Annotated in this window: 24 protein-coding genes; 10 read left to right on the top strand and 14 right to left on the bottom strand. The window is 60.8% G+C overall.

What is annotated here, in order from left to right:
- Window positions 1-12: 12 nt before the first annotated feature.
- Window positions 13-279, top strand: coding sequence for a hypothetical protein (locus ACFX5Q_RS07200; protein WP_404276527.1), 267 nt, complete (start codon window positions 13-15; stop codon window positions 277-279).
- Window positions 280-283: 4 nt separating this feature from the next.
- On the opposite strand, the gene ACFX5Q_RS07195 is transcribed toward ACFX5Q_RS07200, so the two are convergent.
- From ACFX5Q_RS07195 to ACFX5Q_RS07150, 10 genes are all read right to left on the bottom strand, one after another.
- Entirely contained in the window at window positions 284-466 is a 183-nt protein-coding gene (locus ACFX5Q_RS07195; RefSeq protein ID WP_404276525.1) for a hypothetical protein, read from the bottom strand.
- A 220-nt stretch (window positions 467-686) separates the two neighbouring features.
- Complete coding sequence (locus ACFX5Q_RS07190) at window positions 687-1,208, bottom strand: transcription termination/antitermination protein NusG (RefSeq protein WP_404276524.1); 522 nt, start codon at window positions 1,206-1,208, stop codon at window positions 687-689.
- A 10-nt stretch (window positions 1,209-1,218) separates the two neighbouring features.
- On the bottom strand, window positions 1,219-2,037 hold the full coding sequence (locus ACFX5Q_RS07185; RefSeq protein WP_404276522.1) for a ribonuclease H: 819 nt from the start codon (window positions 2,035-2,037) through the stop codon (window positions 1,219-1,221).
- Window positions 2,027-2,386 carry a hypothetical protein gene (locus ACFX5Q_RS07180; RefSeq protein ID WP_404276520.1) on the bottom strand — a complete coding sequence of 120 codons (360 nt, stop codon included), beginning with the start codon at window positions 2,384-2,386 and terminating at the stop codon, window positions 2,027-2,029. Before ACFX5Q_RS07180 ends, ACFX5Q_RS07185 begins: the two co-directional genes overlap by 11 nt.
- Window positions 2,383-2,658 carry a DUF6074 family protein gene (locus tag ACFX5Q_RS07175; protein WP_404276518.1) on the bottom strand — a complete coding sequence of 92 codons (276 nt, stop codon included), beginning with the start codon at window positions 2,656-2,658 and terminating at the stop codon, window positions 2,383-2,385. The genes ACFX5Q_RS07180 and ACFX5Q_RS07175 overlap by 4 nt, the downstream gene beginning before the upstream one ends.
- Window positions 2,659-3,579: a hypothetical protein gene (locus ACFX5Q_RS07170; RefSeq protein WP_404276516.1), complete on the bottom strand. Its 921-nt coding sequence runs from the start codon at window positions 3,577-3,579 to the stop codon at window positions 2,659-2,661.
- The gene (locus ACFX5Q_RS07165; RefSeq protein ID WP_404276514.1) at window positions 3,580-3,762 is read right to left on the bottom strand and encodes a hypothetical protein; all 183 of its coding nucleotides are present in this window, start codon (window positions 3,760-3,762) and stop codon (window positions 3,580-3,582) included. It lies immediately after the preceding gene.
- Window positions 3,759-4,196, bottom strand: a complete 438-nt coding sequence (locus ACFX5Q_RS07160; RefSeq protein WP_404276513.1) for a hypothetical protein — start codon at window positions 4,194-4,196, stop codon at window positions 3,759-3,761. Before ACFX5Q_RS07160 ends, ACFX5Q_RS07165 begins: the two co-directional genes overlap by 4 nt.
- Complete coding sequence (locus ACFX5Q_RS07155) at window positions 4,193-4,411, bottom strand: helix-turn-helix transcriptional regulator (RefSeq protein WP_404276511.1); 219 nt, start codon at window positions 4,409-4,411, stop codon at window positions 4,193-4,195. The genes ACFX5Q_RS07160 and ACFX5Q_RS07155 overlap by 4 nt, the downstream gene beginning before the upstream one ends.
- A gap of 424 nt (window positions 4,412-4,835) precedes the next feature.
- Window positions 4,836-6,062 (bottom strand): tyrosine-type recombinase/integrase, encoded by a 1,227-nt coding sequence (locus ACFX5Q_RS07150; protein ID WP_404276510.1) that lies wholly within the window; start codon window positions 6,060-6,062, stop codon window positions 4,836-4,838.
- Window positions 6,063-6,332: 270 nt separating this feature from the next.
- Between ACFX5Q_RS07150 and ACFX5Q_RS07145 the strand changes: the two genes are divergently transcribed.
- Window positions 6,333-6,911, top strand: a complete 579-nt coding sequence (locus ACFX5Q_RS07145) for a hypothetical protein (RefSeq protein ID WP_404276508.1) — start codon at window positions 6,333-6,335, stop codon at window positions 6,909-6,911.
- A 76-nt stretch (window positions 6,912-6,987) separates the two neighbouring features.
- On the opposite strand, the gene ACFX5Q_RS07140 is transcribed toward ACFX5Q_RS07145, so the two are convergent.
- Complete coding sequence (locus ACFX5Q_RS07140) at window positions 6,988-7,407, bottom strand: hypothetical protein (protein WP_404276507.1); 420 nt, start codon at window positions 7,405-7,407, stop codon at window positions 6,988-6,990.
- Window positions 7,408-7,621: 214 nt separating this feature from the next.
- On the opposite strand from ACFX5Q_RS07140, the gene ACFX5Q_RS07135 reads away from it, so the two are divergent.
- Window positions 7,622-7,993 carry a hypothetical protein gene (locus tag ACFX5Q_RS07135; RefSeq protein WP_404276506.1) on the top strand — a complete coding sequence of 124 codons (372 nt, stop codon included), beginning with the start codon at window positions 7,622-7,624 and terminating at the stop codon, window positions 7,991-7,993.
- A gap of 315 nt (window positions 7,994-8,308) precedes the next feature.
- Here the strand turns inward: ACFX5Q_RS07135 and ACFX5Q_RS07130 are convergent, their stop codons facing one another.
- Window positions 8,309-8,545: a hypothetical protein gene (locus tag ACFX5Q_RS07130; protein WP_404276504.1), complete on the bottom strand. Its 237-nt coding sequence runs from the start codon at window positions 8,543-8,545 to the stop codon at window positions 8,309-8,311.
- 233 nt (window positions 8,546-8,778) lie between these two features.
- Here ACFX5Q_RS07130 and ACFX5Q_RS07125 point away from each other — a divergent pair, with 233 nt between their 5' ends.
- The 7 genes from ACFX5Q_RS07125 to ACFX5Q_RS07095 all read left to right on the top strand — a co-directional run bounded on the left by ACFX5Q_RS07125 (window position 8,779) and on the right by ACFX5Q_RS07095 (window position 16,400).
- A complete protein-coding gene (locus ACFX5Q_RS07125) occupies window positions 8,779-10,014 on the top strand; it encodes a septal ring lytic transglycosylase RlpA family protein (RefSeq protein WP_404276502.1) in 1,236 nt (411 codons plus the stop codon).
- A gap of 89 nt (window positions 10,015-10,103) precedes the next feature.
- A complete protein-coding gene (locus tag ACFX5Q_RS07120) occupies window positions 10,104-11,270 on the top strand; it encodes a D-alanyl-D-alanine carboxypeptidase family protein (RefSeq protein ID WP_404276500.1) in 1,167 nt (388 codons plus the stop codon).
- A gap of 146 nt (window positions 11,271-11,416) precedes the next feature.
- Window positions 11,417-12,091, top strand: a complete 675-nt coding sequence (tmk, locus tag ACFX5Q_RS07115; protein ID WP_404276498.1) for a dTMP kinase — start codon at window positions 11,417-11,419, stop codon at window positions 12,089-12,091.
- Complete coding sequence (locus ACFX5Q_RS07110) at window positions 12,088-13,143, top strand: DNA polymerase III subunit delta' (protein ID WP_404276496.1); 1,056 nt, start codon at window positions 12,088-12,090, stop codon at window positions 13,141-13,143. The genes tmk and ACFX5Q_RS07110 overlap by 4 nt, the downstream gene beginning before the upstream one ends.
- 88 nt (window positions 13,144-13,231) lie before the next feature.
- Entirely contained in the window at window positions 13,232-14,782 is a 1,551-nt protein-coding gene (gene metG / locus ACFX5Q_RS07105) for a methionine--tRNA ligase (RefSeq protein WP_404276494.1), read from the top strand.
- Entirely contained in the window at window positions 14,782-15,576 is a 795-nt protein-coding gene (locus ACFX5Q_RS07100; RefSeq protein WP_404276492.1) for a TatD family hydrolase, read from the top strand. The genes metG and ACFX5Q_RS07100 overlap by 1 nt, the downstream gene beginning before the upstream one ends.
- 2 nt (window positions 15,577-15,578) lie before the next feature.
- On the top strand, window positions 15,579-16,400 hold the full coding sequence (locus ACFX5Q_RS07095) for an MBL fold metallo-hydrolase (RefSeq protein ID WP_404276490.1): 822 nt from the start codon (window positions 15,579-15,581) through the stop codon (window positions 16,398-16,400).
- Window positions 16,401-16,563: 163 nt separating this feature from the next.
- Here the strand turns inward: ACFX5Q_RS07095 and ACFX5Q_RS07090 are convergent, their stop codons facing one another.
- Both ACFX5Q_RS07090 and ACFX5Q_RS07085 read right to left on the bottom strand, forming a co-directional pair.
- Window positions 16,564-16,692: a hypothetical protein gene (locus tag ACFX5Q_RS07090; protein ID WP_404276488.1), complete on the bottom strand. Its 129-nt coding sequence runs from the start codon at window positions 16,690-16,692 to the stop codon at window positions 16,564-16,566.
- 176 nt (window positions 16,693-16,868) lie between these two features.
- Complete coding sequence (locus tag ACFX5Q_RS07085) at window positions 16,869-17,375, bottom strand: hypothetical protein (RefSeq protein WP_404276486.1); 507 nt, start codon at window positions 17,373-17,375, stop codon at window positions 16,869-16,871.
- Window positions 17,376-17,565 lie beyond the last annotated feature (190 nt).

Here is a 17,565-nt window from a genome sequence, read left to right as displayed (position 1 = left end):
AGACAAAAGTGCATGAAGAAGCCGCTGCATAATCCTCACTCCCCCGACGTGTTTGCGGATGCCGCCACCGGCTTCTTCACGTTCAATGGAAACATGCGGATCACATTTGAGAGCATTCGGTCAGACTACTCGCAGTCCCCGATAGAAGTTGACCGCGTGGTGATCGGCCGCCTTGTGATGCCGATCGGAGCGGCGGAGGAAATGGCAAAGTCCATTCTGTCGCAGATTGAGCGATCGAAGGCCGAACCAGCGGCAGAGCCAAACGCCACGATGCAATAGATGGTCAGGCGTTGACCGCCTTCGCCCTGACCTTGGCCAGCGCTTCGAGAACTTCCGCCTGCGCTTCGGCGCGCGCCTGGTACTTCGCTATGGAGACGGCCACGGCGATTTGGCGCCGCGTCTCTTCCTGCATGGCCCTGATGGTTGCGGGCGGCAGCTTTGACCGGCGCTTGTCGAGAAAGCCCATGCCGGCACCTCTCAGGCTGAAACGTTGCGTAACGCCGCTGTAACGTTACGTCACGTGACACGTTGACGGTCACGTGACCAACGTTTGCAAACAGCAGCTAACGTTTGATTTTTGGGGGATATGTCCCGGAGCGCGAGGGCGGCGAAACTTGCCCTCGCATCGGCCCGGCGAGTGATCCGAAGATCCCGCTCAGACAGCCGCAAATCGCCTGTGTGTGGTATTACGCTACCTTCGCCAAATTTTCAAGGTCTACCGATGTCGGCACCGATCGGCCGAAGATCGAGACCAGCACCTTTGCTTTACGATTATCCTTCACGGCGTCGACCAGACCTTCCAGCCCGAGGAATTGCCCTTCCGCGATCCGCACCTTGTCGCCGGCATGTAGACGGTAGCCATGTTCCCGCGTCTCATCGAACGCGCCGCTGTCCATCGCCCGGCGAATGCGCACAATCACATCGTCGGCCACCGGCACCGGGAAGCCCTGGACCCGCAGCACTTTGTTGACGCCATCGATATCATCCAGCTCGGAACAGCGGTCAGGTGTCGCCAGTCGAACGAAGCCGTAGCGCACGAAGAGCGGGAAGTCCTTCATGATCCATTTCTTCGTCCGATGGTGCTTGATTTCCTTGCGCCAGAACGGCCAGAAAACTTCGTAGCCAGCGCGCAGCAGTTCGTCGCGCGCCTTACGCTCGGACGACACCACCGACTCCACCACGTACCAAGGTTTTGGTTGCCGTTTCATTTGTTGCCTTTCAGACCGAGTAGTTGAGTTGTTGGCGGATGAGATCGAGCGGCGTATCCGGGATCATCTCTTCCCGACCCAAACCGGCTAATTCGTCGGCACGCTCATTGCCGACTGTGCCGACATGGCCTTTGACCCATTTCACTTTGACGAATTGCAGCTCTTCGCGGGCTTTGTCGATGAGCTTCCACAGTTCGAGGTTCGCAATCGCCTGGTTCTTCTCGCTGGCGTTAGCTCCTTTGCGCTTCCAGCCCTTTGCCTTCCAGCCAGGCACCCACTCATTGAGGCCTTTGACCACATATTGGCTGTCACAGTAGATCACCACCGGTTCAGCCGGCGCCGACGACGCCACCCAGGCCAGCGCCATCAGTAAGCCGGTCAGTTCCATGGTGTTGTTTGTGGCAATGGCCGTGCCGCCCGAACCGGCATGAATCTCAGCGCCTTCTTTGTAGACTGCGTAGCCCCAACCGCCGATTCCGGGGTTCGGCTCGCAGCAGCCGTCGCAGTAGACCACTAGCGTGTCGGCAGGGATCTCATGTTCCTTTCCGTGCGCTGGCTTGCCCTTTTTCTTCGGCTGAAAGGGCTGCCCCCGTGTCGGTACTGGCCTCGATGTCGCCGCGCCCGCGCAGATGATGTCCTGCAGCCGCTTCAGCAACGGGAAGTGCGAGGCGTTGCGATCAGCCGGAAACTTTTCGCGCTGGTCGCTCAGTTTCTGGACGAAGAACGCTGCTTGTCGCTCACTCACGATCGACTTGAGGTCGACCCCTTGAGCCTGCAGCCAGTTGCGCAGCGGGAAAAGGCCAGACGGCCACTCATATTTAGCCGCCATTTTTGTTGCGTTCCTTCATCTCTTCGAGCACCTTTTCCATGGCCTTCAGCACTTTGTAGGCCGCGCTTGTCGTGGTCAGAATGACGATATGGTCTTCTCTCTCGAAATAACCGTCCGCCTCTTGGCGGATTACCATCCCTCCGAAATCGTTCATGTAGACTGCGATTGCCCTCTGTTCCCGTATCACCAGCGCCTCGCTATCGTTTGCCCAAACGTCATCCTCCGGATCGTCATCGTCATCACCGTCTTCCGCGAGCTCATTGGCGCTGGCGAGCAAGTCTTTGGTGCGCCGCTCTTCGGCAAGCGCATCGAGGCCCGCCAGTGCTTCCTGTGGGGTTATCTTCGTCATGCGGCATCACCGTCTTGTTGGGCCGCCGACGAGCGCAGCGCGTCGAAGACGACCAGGGCGAACTTTTCGATTTGATCCTTGATGACGGCATCGTCGTGCAGCCCGCAGTTTTGCATCTGCCCAACTTGCCGGTTGACGGTTGTCCGCCAGAAACGATCCGCGGCGACACCGTGGCGCTTTTGCAGGATGTCGATGGTTTCCCGCACCAGCCGCACATTGCGGTACAGCGGGAAGGGAACGATCGATGCCTGTTTGTCTCGGTTCTGTTCCATTTAACTCGCAACTCCCATCTGGCGGAGTAATTCTTCACCGTCGCACTGTTCAGCGCCGCCGGTGGCGTTTACGGCACCGATTCCGCTTTGGAGGGAAGAAGGGGGCTTTGAGGGCAGCGCCAAGACCACCACCGCCCCGCCAAGTACAAAAGATTTCTCTGCGAGCGTGAGCGAGCCTGGACCCCGTGAGGGGGCCTCTTGCGACGGACCGACTGGAAGGGATGAGACAAGTGTGTCGCCTTTGGTAGAAATACCTAATAGCGACGGAGTTGTCTCACGTTGACGGCGATACCATTGCGCGCGGGAAATCCCCTCGGCATCCCACGGGCGAGCTTTTGAGAGAGAATTGGCCGCCAGCCAGCTTTCGCGCGGCTGAACGCCCTTTGCCCGGCGCTTGGCCGTTTGCCGGACCCGATCATTCGAGCGTTTGACACTTTTGGCGATGCCCTTGCGGATACGGACAGGAATATCGTGGGCGCCGATGGTCCGCAGTTCGAGCGCGGTCCGCTCCCACATGGAAATCAGCAGGCTGCGCGCGACTTCGTCGGCCTTGAGGTCGTACTTGCGGCCGACGAGCTTGTTGAGGATCGGGCGGATAATCGTTCCTGCCCGCTCCAATGCCCACGGCGCCCATCGGGCGCACCAACCAGCGAGGGCGCGATCAAGATCGAGCCCGTTGCGGTGGCAATGCGCGTTGAGCCCATAGGCGGCGGCTTCGATGAAGATGTCGGCGTCGTCGGTCTCGGGAAGGACGGTGCCGAAGCGGCTGGTGATGACCCGTTCAATCTCCCGGACGCGCAGGCTGGTCACTTGGAAAGGTGCGACGATGCGCGGCTTTTCAGCCAGGATGCATCGCCCCACTTTCATCTTGCCTGTCCGGTTGGCGCGGTGCCGCGCCTTGGCGGCGTTGGCGATGTGCATCTAGTGCGACCTCGCCAACACCAAGTTGCTCTCGCGGACCGCCTGGACAGCCTGCAATGCCGAGAGGCCAAAGCGCTCCCGGACTTGCGGAATTGTCGCCTTGCTCTTGTCGGCGCCGCCGGTGGCCAGCCACATGGCGGCAAGGTCGACCGGGCTTTCGGACTTGCTGGCGTCGGCGCTCATGCAGCCACCACCGATCCATCGTCAACGATGGTGACCGGGGTTTCCAACCGATATCGGGCATGTTGGCCGGCCCACGGCCCACCGTGGCTTTCATGCTCCGTCGAGATGATGAAGCCTTCGCGGCGAAGAAGAAAAATATAGTGGGCGACGCGGACACCGGTCGGCAGATCGAGCGGCGTGACGCCACGCTTGCCGGCCTCAACCAACTTTCTCATCATCCAGGCGGCACGGCCTTCGAGACGCTTGGTGCGCCCATCGGGCTCGATCCTGACTGTGACTGTGGATTTCTTCGGCGCCGTTGCCGGAATTGATTTCGCTATGGGTAAATCCGCTGGTATGGAATGCATGGTCTGTTCCTTCCGGAATTCTGCAAGGGGTTGCATCGGGTTCAGATCGGAGGCGTGAACAGCCAGTCGCCAAACGGGACTGTTCACGCCTCACCGGTCGCCGCCGAGGGCGGGCCGGCATTACCTTTCGGCAAATTGTCCAGCCACTTGTCGGCGTCGACCTTGCGGACAAGAACCTTGCGGGTTCCGGCCCGGCGTGTCTCAAGGCGACCGGCTTTGATTTCTTCGTAAACGAAGGTTCGGCCGACACCGTAAGCAGCGCAGAGCCGCTTGATAGTGAAGGCGTTGGGCGTCACTTCCATCTTCTTAAATCTCCTTGTCGGTTTGCTGCGAATTGGTCCGAACCAGTACGCACATATTACCACTTGCGCAGACTCGCTGACAAACACTAGAGCCTTATCCCACAATTATTTTAGTTCGGTCCTTTCTCTCTGTTTTTTCAAATACTTAAGTCGAAAAGCAGGCACGTTTTCCCCACTATCCACAGGGCTTTTTGTTCCCTTTTGGTTCCGACCATGGCGCAAGGTAAAGCGCCAGCGCCAAAACCCTGATTTGCCCCTCGCGGTTTATGCACGGAAATAGAGGGTTGACCGTCCCGCCCCACGCAGTATCGCGGCCGGCTCAGAACAAGCCGCGAATGGTCCTCAAACCGAAACCCTCACACGTCTACAACTCTACTTGCCGGGATTCGCCCGTCAACCATCAACGGACGCTAATGAACGGTTATCAGCGATTTCCCCCAACAAGGCGCAAGTTTCCCCTTGACGCGGGCGCGTTCAGGAAGTTCGACCACGCCGCCATCAGCTTCCGTCGCTTCTCCAATGCGTCTGACCGCCGGTAAGCAATCTCGACCGAATCACCAAGCTTATGGGCGAGGGCAGCTTCGGCGACCTCGCGCGGAAAGCTGGTTTGATCGCCGGTCCAATCCCGGAACGCCGACCGAAAACCGTGTGGCGTAAAGTGGCCGACTTCCATCCGGCGCATCTGCATCGTCATCGCCATCACAGAAAGCGGCCAATCAGGGCCGCGTTTCGTTTCGCCGGGGAAGACGTAGTCGGAAACGCGCGCCTCAGAGAGTGGCTTCACGATAGCCAGCGCAGCGTCGGTCAGCGGAACGCGATGCACCTTGCGCGCCTTCATCCGAGCCGCCGGCACCGTCCAGACCTTTTCATCCAGATCCAGCTCAGGCCATTTCATACCGAGCACTTCGCCCGAGCGCGCCGCCGTCAGGATCAGGAAATCGAGCGCCTTCGCAGACAGGGCTTCGGAGGCTCGCAGGCGCTGCACGAACGCCGGCACGTCGACATAAGGCATGGCGCTGTGATGGCCGCGCGAAAGCTTCTTCCCCTTCGCCAGCAGGTGTTGAAGGTGGCCGCGCCATAGAGCTGGGTTTTCGCCAGAGCGATGGTTAGATGCCTTGGCGTAGTCCAGCACCCGCTCAATCCGGCCGCGCAGCCGTTGCGCCGTTTCCGGCTTCGTCTGCCAGACTGGTTTCAGGATGGCGAGGACATCGGCCGTGGTGACTTCCGACACCGGCTTCTTGCGGATGGATTTGCAGTAGGCGTCGCCGAGGGTCATTTCCCATTGCGCTTTGTGCTTGGGATTGCTCCAGGCCTTGCCGACTTCGGCGATGAAGTCTTCCGCGCACTTGGCAAAGGTTGGCACTTCCGCCTTGGCTTCCGTGTCGATCGGCTCGAGCCCACGGCGCAGACGGTCGCGGCAGTCACTGGCGTCGATGCGCGCCTGCTTGAGCGAGATGGAGGGATAGGAGCCGAGGCCGGTTTCCTTCCACACACGGGCGCCGCCGGTCCCTTTGAAGTGGATAAAGGACCAGGATTTGGTCCCCTCTTTCTTCACGCGCAGGTAGAGCCCGCCGCCATCGCTGTATCGGCCCGCCTTCAGGTCCTTCTTTCGGATGGTCGTTTCGGCGAGCAAATTCAGTGAGCGGACCATATTCCAGCAACTCCGTGCCTAACTTCGAAGCACGATGTTAGCGGATTTTGGCGAACGACACCAACCGAAGAATGCCGAAAACCCAAGGGATTCAATGGTTTTTTCGTATATTAGCGAACCATGGCGGACGCTGGTTTAGAAGACACTCCCTCCGCCAAGTCACTAGCAAATCGTGCGTTTTTTCATTTTTTTCGCGCTAGATGGCCAAACGACCAGCCAATCGATGTACTGGATGAGCATAGCGACACGGTAGGGGCTTAGGGGAGTTACATGATCCCGACTGACTTTCTTCGCTACGAAAACATACTTGCTCCGGAAGACTTCCAAAAAATAGGTTTGCTTACGCTTCGGTGGTCGCTGATTGATCATACTGTCGGCAATTGCCTTCGTGTCCTTTTGCGCCTTACTCCGGCAGAAGCTGTCCCCATCGTCTTTAGGCTGGGCGCGGCGGAGCGCCGGGAGAGAATTCGGGAATTGATCGCTATCAACCCCGTTTCATGGGAGGCAGATTTCTTATTCAAGGAATTTGACTCGGTGATGCGGGCAATACAGCCTGTCCGGAACAGCCTTGTTCACTCAATTCTATTTTGGACGAATGACAGAAAAAACACCTTCTTTCACCTCAGATCGAAGGACAAGGATTTGACTAGAGAGGAGGTCTTTTCAACCGAAGACCTCACCACCTATGGCCTTATCGCTGTTTCTAATCTCAGATACGCGGTGGGGCCGAAAGATCATGATCCGGACGAGATTCCGCCGCCGCTGCCGGAAAGACCCGAAGTACCGGAGTTCCTTCGCCCATCGCTCCGATGGCCGGAAAAGCCAAGCATGCCAACGGAGGGGTCCTAAGTTGGAAATCTTGCGCCAAGCGAGTGAAATCGCCTTTGTCGTGGTTCCAATCTTGATTCTGGCGTTTGCGGCAATCCTATTTCGCAAGCGAAAATGGAAGGAAGCTTTCGGCCTCTTGATCGGAGGCGCATTGGCGGCATTCGACTCGGCCTCTCGGTTCGGGTGGCTTGGGTAGCGGCACGCGCGGACAACTATTGTTCTTCCCGAAAATCCCGTCGATGCCTGCTATGTATCGGTAGCCGCCGCGCTCCCACTCGTCACGCCTCTGGCTGTACGATTCGGACCAGCCGAGACTATATTCAGCGTCGTGGCCGTCCTCGTCGTCGCTGGCGTCTCCCTCTCGGTCATCGGTGCCGACGACTTCGGCACCACCAGCCAGATACGGTTCGAGATCCGGGTCAGGCTCTACGAAGTCGAGCAGTGTAATCAGCCGCTCAATCTCATCTTCGATCGAGCGGCGGACGGTTGGGCCCGAAAGGCGAGGGTGCGCATTCATGACAGCACCGCCTTCCGGTTCGCCTTGCGCCCCGCCTGTTGGCGCCCGACGACCAGCGCGAGGCATCGGCGCTCCAATCTATCGGTTGGAGGCATGATCGGTACGAGGTGCGCGAAATCATAAGCCCCTTGTGGATAGGGACCTTGGTGCTAGGCTGCTAACTATTCAGCCCGGCTCAAACGTGCTCTCTTTTCTTTAACTTGGGAGGCAACCGTTGAACCGCATTTTGATTACACTCGCCGCAGGAATTTGCTTTGCATCGTCTGCTGCTTCGGCCGGACAGGGAGGACAGGACAACATCAACTTCCTGGCTCGGATGCCCGATGCCAAGTTATATTTGGCCGCTACAATGGCAGGCAACGTCAACGGCGTTATGCAAAGGTGCCGGCTGAGGCCAACAGAAGATGGAAAAGCTATCATTGCTGTCCCAGTGCTTTTGTACGAAGGGCTAGAAAAACACCTGACGCCTAATCCTCCTAAGTTCAAGAAGGCCATCCGTACCTATGAAAGAGCTTACGCCATGGCGGTCCAGAGAGCGGGAAATTGCCAGACCGAGAAGGCCAAATACCCAAGACTCTACCGGTAGATGGCTGCCAAACGGTTTGCTGACCTTCTTGGGCCCTTGTCAGGAGAACTTGCGAAACCGAGCGATACTCATTCTCGCTGTCACCGCCACAGTTCCTTTGGCGATGGTTGCCGATCAGACAGTAGGGAAGGATAACAGCAAACGGAGAATGCCAGAAACCCAAGGGAATCAACGGCTTTCTGCTACGTCAGCCAATGCGTTTAGAAGGCACTCCCTCCGCCAGATTTTGCCGATAAGCGCTTGAAATCGTTAGAAAATTTATCGGAGGAGCGTTGCCTCTCAATCTTCCTAACCGGTGTAAACGGCTACCACTTCCTAATTGCCGGCCATCAACACAAGTGTCGTCCGCGTTTTGCCTGCTTCGGCTTGCTTGCGGCAATGTTCCGGGATGTTCGGCCAAATGGCCACGTCGCACTGCACCACGGGTTTGCCAGTCATCTCGACGTTGGCGGCCTCGCTGGTGGATGACGCGAACAGCAGCGTCTCGGTCACGAGCCCGGCAACGGCGGCGACCTGTGTCAGTACGATAGCGAAAGCGACATTTTTAAGCATCCGGCGACAACGCGCCGAGCGGGCTCCGGTTCCATGGTGCGCCACGCGCCAATCCGCAGGCGAGGGCGCGCCACAATCTCGCCCGGTTCCGACCATAATCGGTTAACACCGTGATAAACAATTCCTGCGCACAAGGGGATTGGGGATCAGGGTGTCGCTGGCATGTTTCGTGCGGGTTGCTTTGGCTTCACGGAATTCAGCTGGCAGCAAGACTGTAGGGGACATCAGGAAAAATGCAGACTTCGGCGCGCCCGCGTCTTCGTCGCGCTCCCGCTTTCGTGCTGTTCGCCGTCTCGGCGGCGTTGCTGGCTGCCTGCGCGGCGCCGCAGCCGAAGGCGATGGTCGACACCAGGAAGCCGCGCTCCAAGGAGTATTTCTCCGAAACCGAATATGGCGTGAAGGCAAGCCCGCGCGTCAGGTTCAACATGGCTTCCATCCCTCGTGGCGGCGGCCGCGACCAGCTCGGCAAACCCTACCAGGTGCGCGGCAAGTGGTATTATCCGAAGGAAGACAGGCGCTACGCCAAGGTGGGTCTCGCCTCCTGGTATGGTGATGCATTCCACGGCCGGCTGACCGCCAATGGCGAAATCTACGACATGAAGCATCTGACGGCGGCGCATCCGACCATGCCGCTGCCGAGCTATGCCCGCGTCACCAATCTCAAGACCGGCAGCTCGGTCATCGTGCGCGTCAACGATCGCGGTCCCTATCACGAGGGGCGTATCATCGACGTGTCGCAGCGAGCCGCCGAAATGCTCGACTACGCCAATATCGGCACCGCCAAGGTGAAGGTCGAATATGTCGGCCGCGCCCCGCTCGACGGCAATGACGACCAGTATCTGATGGCTTCCTACCATCCCGGCAACAGGGCGCCGGACCCGTCCGATGGCCTGCCGACCGGCGTCATGGTGGCCATGAATGGCCCGTCGCCGAGCCTGCCGGCGAGCGCCGCCGCCGTGCCGTTTCCCGGTCAGCTGACCGATTCAGGCCAGCAGCCCGAAGCGCAGGCGGTCATGTCCTTGCAGGCCCCGTCCTCCAGCGATGTCACGCTGCCCGATTTCGGCCCGATCGTGCCTGAGCGCCCGGCAATCAACCTGCCGCCGCAATCGCCCTTTGCCTTGGCCTCGCTGTCCTATGCGGATGAGCGTGTCGAGCGCGCCGACGTCTTTGCCGCTTTGGGTGGCCAGGGCATGTCGCCTGCCGATGTCCTGCAGTCATGGAAGCGGACCAACCCGCCGCTGGCCACCACCGACTACGTCGCCGCCGGTTCGTTCGAGGATGCTGCCGAAGCCAGGCGCGTGGCGGCCGGGCTCTCGGGTTTCGGCAGGACCGAGATCCAGCGCTCCGACCTCGATGGCAAGGACTGGTATTCGGTCAACCTCTATCCGGACGGCCATGGCAGCCTGGACGAGATGCTGCAGGCGGCGTGGTCGCATGGCGCGCCCGACGCGCTTGTTGTGCGCAACTGATCAATTTTGCGCTCGCGGTTGATCCGCCGGGAAAAAGCCTGATAGCTTTGCGGGCATGACGCACGCCGGCTAACGGGTCGAGATTCCTTATGCAATTTCGCTTTTTCTCGCCTGTCGCGGGGCTTCTGGGACTTGGCCTGCTGCTGCTCTCGCTCGCTTCTGCGAGTGCGCAGCTTTTCGAGACCAAGGCCGCGCAGGCCTTCATGATCGACGCCGAAACCGGCACTGTCCTGTTCGCCAAGGACGCCGACAAGCCGATCCCTCCCGCATCGATGGCCAAGCTGATGACGATGGAGGTGGTTTTCAACGCCATCAAGTCCGGCCGCATGACGCTCGACGACACCTTCGTGGTTAGCGAGAACGCCTGGCGCACGGGCGGGGCGCCGTCGGGAACGTCGACCATGTTCGCCAAGCTCAAGTCGGCGGTCAGCGTCGGAGACCTGATCCAGGGTGTGACCGTGCAGGCCGCCAATGACGGTTGCATCGTGCTGGCCGAAGGCATGGCCGGATCGGAGGCGAACTTTGCCGCGCAGATGACCGAACGCGCGCGTCAGCTCGGCCTGCAGAAATCGACTTTCGTCAACGCGACCGGACTGCCGGCCGACGGGCAGCAGACGACGGTCAGGGAACTCGCGCTGCTGGCGCTGCATCTCTGGCGCGACTACCCCGAGTTCTTCCGCTATTACGGCCAGCCGGAATTCACCTGGAACAAGATCACGCAGAGGAACCGCAATCCGCTGCTCGCCATGGGCATCGAGGCCGATGGCTTCGTGGCCGGCACGAGCGAGGCGGCGGGCTTCGGCATCGTCGGCACGGTCAGCCATAACGGCACGCGGGTGATCGCGGCGATGAGCGGGCTGGCCAGCGACCGCGAGCGATCCGAGGAAGCGCGCAAGCTGCTCGACTGGGGCTCGCGGTCGTTCGAAAAGACCGAGATCTTCGCCAAGGACGAAGTGGTCGGCGAAGCGGCAGTCTTCGGCGGCGCCAAGTCCGGCGTGGCGCTGAAAGCCAAGGGGCCGGTGGACATTTTCCTGCCGATCGCCAACCGTGACAAACTGACCGCGAAGATCGTCTATGACGGGCCGGTTTCCGCACCGGTGGAAGCGGGGCAGCCGGTCGGCGCGCTGCGTGTCTGGATCGGCGACACGCTGAGCCAGGAGACGCCGCTCTTCGCAGCCGAGTCGGTCGGCGTCGGTACTCTGCCGCAGCGCGCGCTCGATGCCGCGAAGGAACTGGCTGTCGGCTGGCTGCGTTAGAGCAATTCCAGGAAAAGCGCAGCGGTTTTCCGTCTCGGAATTGCGCCAAAACGATAAGTGGCTTCTGGCCTCAGGTCGTGGACCTTTTTTCAAGCCGGGACTAAGAGAACATCCAGACCAGGGCGGCACGGCAAGGGCAGTTTCGAGTGGCGAGCGGATTTTTCATCACCTTCGAAGGCGGCGAGGGCGCCGGCAAGTCGACGCAGATCGAGCGCCTGGCAAGGAAGATGCGTGCCAAGAAATACGATGTCCTCGTCACCCGCGAGCCCGGCGGCTCGCCGGGCGCTGAAGCGGTCAGGCATGTGCTGCTTTCAGGCGCCGCCGAACCGTTCGGCCCCAAGATGGAGGCGCTGCTTTTCGCGGCCGCGCGCTCCGACCATGTCGAGCAGGTCATCCGGCCGGCGGTCGAGCGCGGCACGATCGTGCTTTGCGACCGCTTCATGGATTCCTCGCGGGTCTACCAGGGCGTCACCGGCGGCCTCGATCCGGCCTTCATGGAGGCACTGGAGGAGGTCGCCATCAACGGCATGGTGCCCGACATCACGCTGATCTTCGACATCGACCCGGCCGAAGGCCTACGGCGCGCCACGGCACGGCGCGGCGCCGACGCCGGCCCGGACCGTTTCGAAAAGGAGACGCTTGATATCCACCAGCGCCGCCGCGAGGCTTTCCTGGCAATCGCCGCGGCGGAGCCGCAGCGCTGCATCGTCGTCGACGCTTCCGCCGACCCCGATACGGTCGAGCATGTCGTCACCGCCGCCGTGTTCGCCGCCCTGGAGACCATGACGCCGGCGCACAAGCGGCAGGCAACACCCGCATGATCTTCGAACGCATCGCCCCCGAACAGCACGACACGCTGGACGGCGTGCCGGAGCCATCCGAAACGCCGCGCCTGGTCGGCCATGCGCAGGCGGCCGCCATGCTGGCATCGGCCTATCGCTCCGGCAAGCTGCCGCATGCGCTGATCCTTGCCGGGCCGGTCGGCATCGGCAAGGCGACTTTGGCCTTCCACCTGGCGCACCATCTCTTGAAGCATCCGGCCTTCGAAAAGGCTCCGGACGCGCTAGCCGTTCCCGATCCGGCCTCATCGCTGTTTCGCCAGATCGCCACCGGGGCGCATCCTTCGGTGCTGCATCTGACCCGTCCGGCCAACGACAAGACCAAGAGCTTCAAGACGGTCGTCACCGTCGACGAGATCCGCAAGGTCAGCCGCTTCCTGTCGCTGACCTCGCACGACGGCAGTTACCGGATCGTCATCGTCGACCCGGCCGACGACATGAACATCAATGCTGCCAATGCCTTGCTGAAGAATCTTGAGGAGCCGCCGACGCGCACGCTGTTCATCCTCATCGTCCATGCGCCGGGCAGCCTGCTGCCGACGATCCGCTCGCGCTGCCAGATGGTGCGGCTGACGCCGCTCGACGCCGAGGATCTGATGACCGTCCTCCAGGGCATCGAACCACCGCCGCCGGAAGAGCCGGCGGCACGCGCAGCACTAGCCGAGCGGGCAGGGGGCAGCGCCCGCAACGCGATCCTTTTGACGCAATATGGCGGTCTGGAGATCGCCGCCGCCCTGGACGCCCTGGTCGGCGCCAGAAAGAGCGATGTCAGCGGCGCCTACCGGCTTGCGGAGGCTGTCGGCGGCCGCGACCAGGCGATCCAGTTCGACATCTTCAATCGCCATGCGTTGGGCCTGCTCTCGAACGGCGCAAGCGAGGCCGCACGTGCCGGTGATCTGGCGCGGGCCAAAACGCTGTCCGACACTTGGCACGAGGCGCTGAACGCTATATCTGAGACCGACACCTACAATCTCGACAAGAAGCAGCACGCCTTGACCATGATCGACCGCCTGAATTCTGCAATGCGAATGTGAACGCGGCCCTGGCTCGGGATGGAAATCGCCGTTCCGATGCGATATCCACCGCCACACTCCCATTCAGACATTCATGACGGCTTCATCCATGGCACGCGAAAAATATTACCTGACCACTCCGATCTTTTACCCGAACGGCAAGCCGCATATCGGCCATGCCTATACGGTCATTGCCAGCGACGCGCTGGCCCGCTTCCAGCGCCTCGACGGCAAGGATGTGCTGTTCCTCACGGGCACCGACGAGCACGGCCTCAAGATGCAGCAGACGGCCGAGAAGGAAGGCATCGCGCCGATCGCGCTTGCCGACCGCAATTCGGCGATCTTCCGCTCGATGACCGAAACGGTCGGCGGCTCGAACGACGAATTCATCCGCACCACCGAACCGCGCCACTACGCATCCTGCCAGGCGATCTGGAAGGCGATGGCCGCCAATGGCGACATCTATCTGGACCGCTACAGCGGCTGGTATTCGGTGCGGCAGGAGGCCTATTTCGACGAGGGCGAAACCACGCTCGGCGAGGATGGCGTGCGCCGCGAGCCGCTTGGCTCGCCAGTCGAATGGAACGAGGAGGAAAGCTATTTCTTCCGGCTGTCCGCCTATCAGGACAAATTGCTGGCGCTGTATGAAAACCAGCCGGATTTCGTCGGTCCGGCCGAGCGCCGCAACGAGGTGCTAAGCTTCGTCAAGTCCGGCCTCAGGGATATCTCGATCTCGCGCTCCACCTTCGATTGGGGCGTCCCGGTACCGGGCGACAACAAGCATGTGATGTATGTCTGGGTCGATGCGTTGACCAATTACCTCACCGCCGCCGGCTATCCCGACACCAAGTCCGAGAAATGGAACTTTTGGCCGGCCACGCACATCATCGGCAAGGATATCGTCCGCTTCCACGCGGTGTATTGGCCGGCTTTCCTGATGTCGGCCGGGATCGAACTGCCGAAGCGGGTCTTTGCCCACGGCTTCCTGTTCAACCGCGGCGAGAAGATGTCGAAATCGGTCGGCAATGTCGTCGACCCATTCACCATGGTCGAACATTATGGGCTCGACCAGGTGCGCTATTTCTTCCTGCGCGAGGTGCCGTTCGGCCAGGACGGCAGCTACAGCCACGATGCGATCGTCAACCGCACCAATGCCGACCTTGCCAACGACCTCGGCAATCTGGCGCAGCGCTCGCTGTCGATGATCGCCAAGAACTGCGATGGCGTGGTGCCGAAGCGCGGCGAACTGACCGACGCCGACAAGGCGATCCTCGACCAGGCGACCGCCGCCCTTGCCACGGCGCGCAAGGCCATGGCCGAGCAGGGCATCCATCTGGCGCTGACGGCGATCTTTGCCGTGGTGGCGGAAGCCAACCGCTATTTCGCCGGCCAGGAACCGTGGGCGCTGAAGAAGACCGATCCGGCGCGCATGGAGACGGTGCTGTGGACCACGGCCGAGGTGATCCGGCGGGTAGGGCTGATGTGCCAGCCTTTCATCCCGGGCTCGGCGGCAAAGCTGCTCGATACGCTGGCCGTCCCGGCAGACGGCCGTGACCTTGCCCATGTCGACGAACATCACGCGCTGGTTCCAGGCACGGCACTGCCGGCGCCGCAGCCGGTGTTTCCGCGTTATGTCGAGCAGCCGGACGCGAACGCCTGATGCTGGTCGACAGTCACTGCCATCTCGATTTTCCGGATTTCGCCGAAGAGCGGGCGGCCATTGTCGCCCGCGCCCTGGCGGCTGGCATTGGTCGCATGGTCACGATCTCGACGCGGGTGAAGCGGTTCAATCAAATACTTGAAATCGCGGAGTCTTTTGACGACGTCTATTGCTCCGTCGGCACCCATCCGCACAATGCGGCCGAAGAGCTTGATGTGACGACCGACGAACTTGTGCGGCTATCGGCCCATCCCAAGGTGGTGGCGATCGGCGAGGCGGGGCTCGACTACTTTTACGACCACGCCCCGCGCCAGGCGCAGGCGCAAGGCTTTCGCACCCATATCGCCGCCGCGCGCGAGACCGGCCTGCCGCTGGTCATCCATTCGCGCGACGCCGATGACGACATGGCAGCGATCCTCGAGGACGAAACAGGGAAGGGCGCCTTCCCCTTCATTCTGCACTGTTTTTCGTCCGGGCGGCGGCTGGCCGAAGTCGGCGTTGCGCTTGGCGGCTACGTGTCCTTCTCCGGCATCCTGACCTTCAAGAATTCAGCCGAGCTGCGCGCCATCGCCGCCGACGTACCGCATGACCGCCTGCTGGTCGAAACCGACGCGCCATATCTCGCGCCGATCCCGTTTCGCGGCAAGCGCAACGAGCCCGCCTATGTCGCGCACACGGCCAAGGTGCTGGCCGAGACGATCGGCGTAAGCGAGGCCGAGATCGCTGCTATCACCACGGACAACGTCTTCCGGCTTTTCGGGAAAATGCCGCGTCCGGGCGCGCCGGGCGCCTGAGCATGAGCGACCGGCTGCGCCTTACCGTTCTCGGCTGCGGCTCGTCGCCAGGCACGCCACGCATCACCGGCGACTGGGGCAATTGCGACCCGGCCAATCCAAAAAACCGGCGCATGCGCACGGCGGCACTCGTCGAGCGCATCGCGGCAAACGGCGCCCGGACCACGGTCGTCATCGACACCGGCCCGGATTTCCACGAGCAGATGCTCTTGGCATCGGTCAAACGTATCGACGCGGTCATCTACACGCACCCGCATGCCGACCACATCCACGGCATCGACGATCTGCGCGGCTTCGTGCTCGAACAGCGCCATTTGATCGATGTCCACGCCGATCAGCCGACGATGCAGCGCCTGCGGCAGGCGTTCGGCTATTGCTTCGAAACGCCGCCGGGCAGTTCCTATCCGCCGATCGTGCGCGCCCACATCATCGATCACGCCACGCCGGTGGTGATCGAAGGCGAGGGCGGTGCCCTCACCCTCGAGCCGCTGCCGCAGATCCATGGCGACATCATCTCGCTCGGCTTTCGCATCGGCGGGCTCGCTTATTGCCCTGATATCAGTGACTTTCCGGAGGCTACGGCGGAAAAGCTGCGCAGCCTCGACACGCTGGTCGTCGACGCGCTGCAGTACAACCCGCATCCGAGCCATCTGTCGCTTGGCCAGGCGCTTGGCTGGATCGAGAAACTGGCGCCGAAGAACGCCGTGCTGACCCACATGCACGTGCCGCTCGATTACGCCGCGGTGATGGCCGAGACGCCGGACAACGTCGTGCCGGCCTATGACGGCATGGCAATCGAAATCCCTTATGAGTCAGTGCGATAAGAATAGCCCTTCATGAGGGCGTTTGGCTCTTTGGCCCGAATATCAGCAGCGTTCCGATCCGCTTGTAGCCCCATGCGGGGATAAAGCAGCGCCCCGGCGTGGGTCGCGGCCAGTACCGAGCACCGCGACCCTTGTGCCCGATCGTCGTGCAGCATTTTCGACATCAGAGCCTGGCCGAGGCCGCGACGCCGGTGCGAAGGCTCACGTAAGGAAAGGTGCGGCCCTTGCCGGTGCTGTAGCCATGCACGAACACCTCGATTGCCGATTCAATCTCACGCTTTGCTGTCGTCATCCGGGCAGCGTAGCGTTGGCCATCTGCCCAAGGCAACACACATCGATCGCCGCCAAGCCTATGAAAATCAGCAGCAATTCCCAGGTATCGGCCAAAGCACAAGTTCCATAATCTATCTTATGCGACTTTCCGACTGTAACTGTAGCAGCCTTATTGAGATGCGACAGTTGAGCGATTTAGAGGGGCGGCAGTCCCCGGCTTTCACGGTAGCCGGGCGGATCTTCAACCACTACCATTGCTATTTTTTGCTGGACAACGACGAAGCGCAATACGTTTGATGCCAGCATGAACTCTGTTGGCTTGGCGCATTTCCATTCAACTTTAACAACCTCGGCATCAACACCTGTGGTGCTAGTGACTTTTCTTTCTGTTTGAATCAGAGGCTTCGAACAATCCGATTCAGGAAGATGTTTTACAAACTCTGGAAAAACCTCTGCCAAGTCCCCACCGGTGTCAAATATGATCCAGGCTGCATCAGGCGCCAGGAACGTTTTGGCCTTGTCCGGATTTTCGATCGAGAGGCTAATGTAGCTCCTAACGAGTTGGGCAGGCGCGACGTCGGAAGCACCCGCAGCGGCGATGGAAAGGCAAGTAGCGATCGCCACCACGATGCAGCTTAACTTCGTGGCGGGCGTCAGCGGTCCTTCTGCTCCAACAGTTTCCTTGGCCCGGTCATCGCTCAAATCTGTCAGTCCCAACTGGAGTGGACACAATATGCCTACGCTCACTGACATAAGGCAATATCTCTAGGACCAATCGACATTCAGGATTCAAAATTGCGTTGATGCATGATTCATAGGCTTCCAGATTCGATCTGGAGGACAATGGATGGTGTCGCGCTACGAACTGAGCCAGCGGCAATGGCAGCGCATC

Source organism: Mesorhizobium sp. IMUNJ 23033 (genome assembly GCF_044778005.1).
GTDB classification, from domain to species: Bacteria; Pseudomonadota; Alphaproteobacteria; order Rhizobiales; family Rhizobiaceae; genus Mesorhizobium; species Mesorhizobium amorphae_A.
This window is presented reverse-complemented; position numbering and strand designations above follow the sequence as displayed.

Coding starts and splice junctions, on each gene's coding strand:
- ACFX5Q_RS07195 (WP_404276525.1), bottom strand. CDS start 466: ATGGGCTTTCTCGACAAGCGCCGGTCAAAGCTGCCGCCCGCAACCATC.
- ACFX5Q_RS07145 (WP_404276508.1), top strand. CDS start 6,333: ATGATCCCGACTGACTTTCTTCGCTACGAAAACATACTTGCTCCGGAA.
- ACFX5Q_RS07120 (WP_404276500.1), top strand. CDS start 10,104: ATGCAATTTCGCTTTTTCTCGCCTGTCGCGGGGCTTCTGGGACTTGGC.
- ACFX5Q_RS07155 (WP_404276511.1), bottom strand. CDS start 4,411: ATGGAAGTGACGCCCAACGCCTTCACTATCAAGCGGCTCTGCGCTGCT.
- ACFX5Q_RS07140 (WP_404276507.1), bottom strand. CDS start 7,407: ATGAATGCGCACCCTCGCCTTTCGGGCCCAACCGTCCGCCGCTCGATC.
- ACFX5Q_RS07125 (WP_404276502.1), top strand. CDS start 8,779: ATGCAGACTTCGGCGCGCCCGCGTCTTCGTCGCGCTCCCGCTTTCGTG.
- ACFX5Q_RS07130 (WP_404276504.1), bottom strand. CDS start 8,545: ATGCTTAAAAATGTCGCTTTCGCTATCGTACTGACACAGGTCGCCGCC.
- ACFX5Q_RS07095 (WP_404276490.1), top strand. CDS start 15,579: ATGAGCGACCGGCTGCGCCTTACCGTTCTCGGCTGCGGCTCGTCGCCA.
- ACFX5Q_RS07150 (WP_404276510.1), bottom strand. CDS start 6,062: ATGGTCCGCTCACTGAATTTGCTCGCCGAAACGACCATCCGAAAGAAG.
- ACFX5Q_RS07180 (WP_404276520.1), bottom strand. CDS start 2,386: ATGACGAAGATAACCCCACAGGAAGCACTGGCGGGCCTCGATGCGCTT.
- ACFX5Q_RS07175 (WP_404276518.1), bottom strand. CDS start 2,658: ATGGAACAGAACCGAGACAAACAGGCATCGATCGTTCCCTTCCCGCTG.
- ACFX5Q_RS07165 (WP_404276514.1), bottom strand. CDS start 3,762: ATGAGCGCCGACGCCAGCAAGTCCGAAAGCCCGGTCGACCTTGCCGCC.
- ACFX5Q_RS07185 (WP_404276522.1), bottom strand. CDS start 2,037: ATGGCGGCTAAATATGAGTGGCCGTCTGGCCTTTTCCCGCTGCGCAAC.
- metG (WP_404276494.1), top strand. CDS start 13,232: ATGGCACGCGAAAAATATTACCTGACCACTCCGATCTTTTACCCGAAC.
- ACFX5Q_RS07090 (WP_404276488.1), bottom strand. CDS start 16,692: ATGACGACAGCAAAGCGTGAGATTGAATCGGCAATCGAGGTGTTCGTG.
- ACFX5Q_RS07190 (WP_404276524.1), bottom strand. CDS start 1,208: ATGAAACGGCAACCAAAACCTTGGTACGTGGTGGAGTCGGTGGTGTCG.
- ACFX5Q_RS07100 (WP_404276492.1), top strand. CDS start 14,782: ATGCTGGTCGACAGTCACTGCCATCTCGATTTTCCGGATTTCGCCGAA.
- ACFX5Q_RS07200 (WP_404276527.1), top strand. CDS start 13: ATGAAGAAGCCGCTGCATAATCCTCACTCCCCCGACGTGTTTGCGGAT.
- ACFX5Q_RS07110 (WP_404276496.1), top strand. CDS start 12,088: ATGATCTTCGAACGCATCGCCCCCGAACAGCACGACACGCTGGACGGC.
- ACFX5Q_RS07170 (WP_404276516.1), bottom strand. CDS start 3,579: ATGCACATCGCCAACGCCGCCAAGGCGCGGCACCGCGCCAACCGGACA.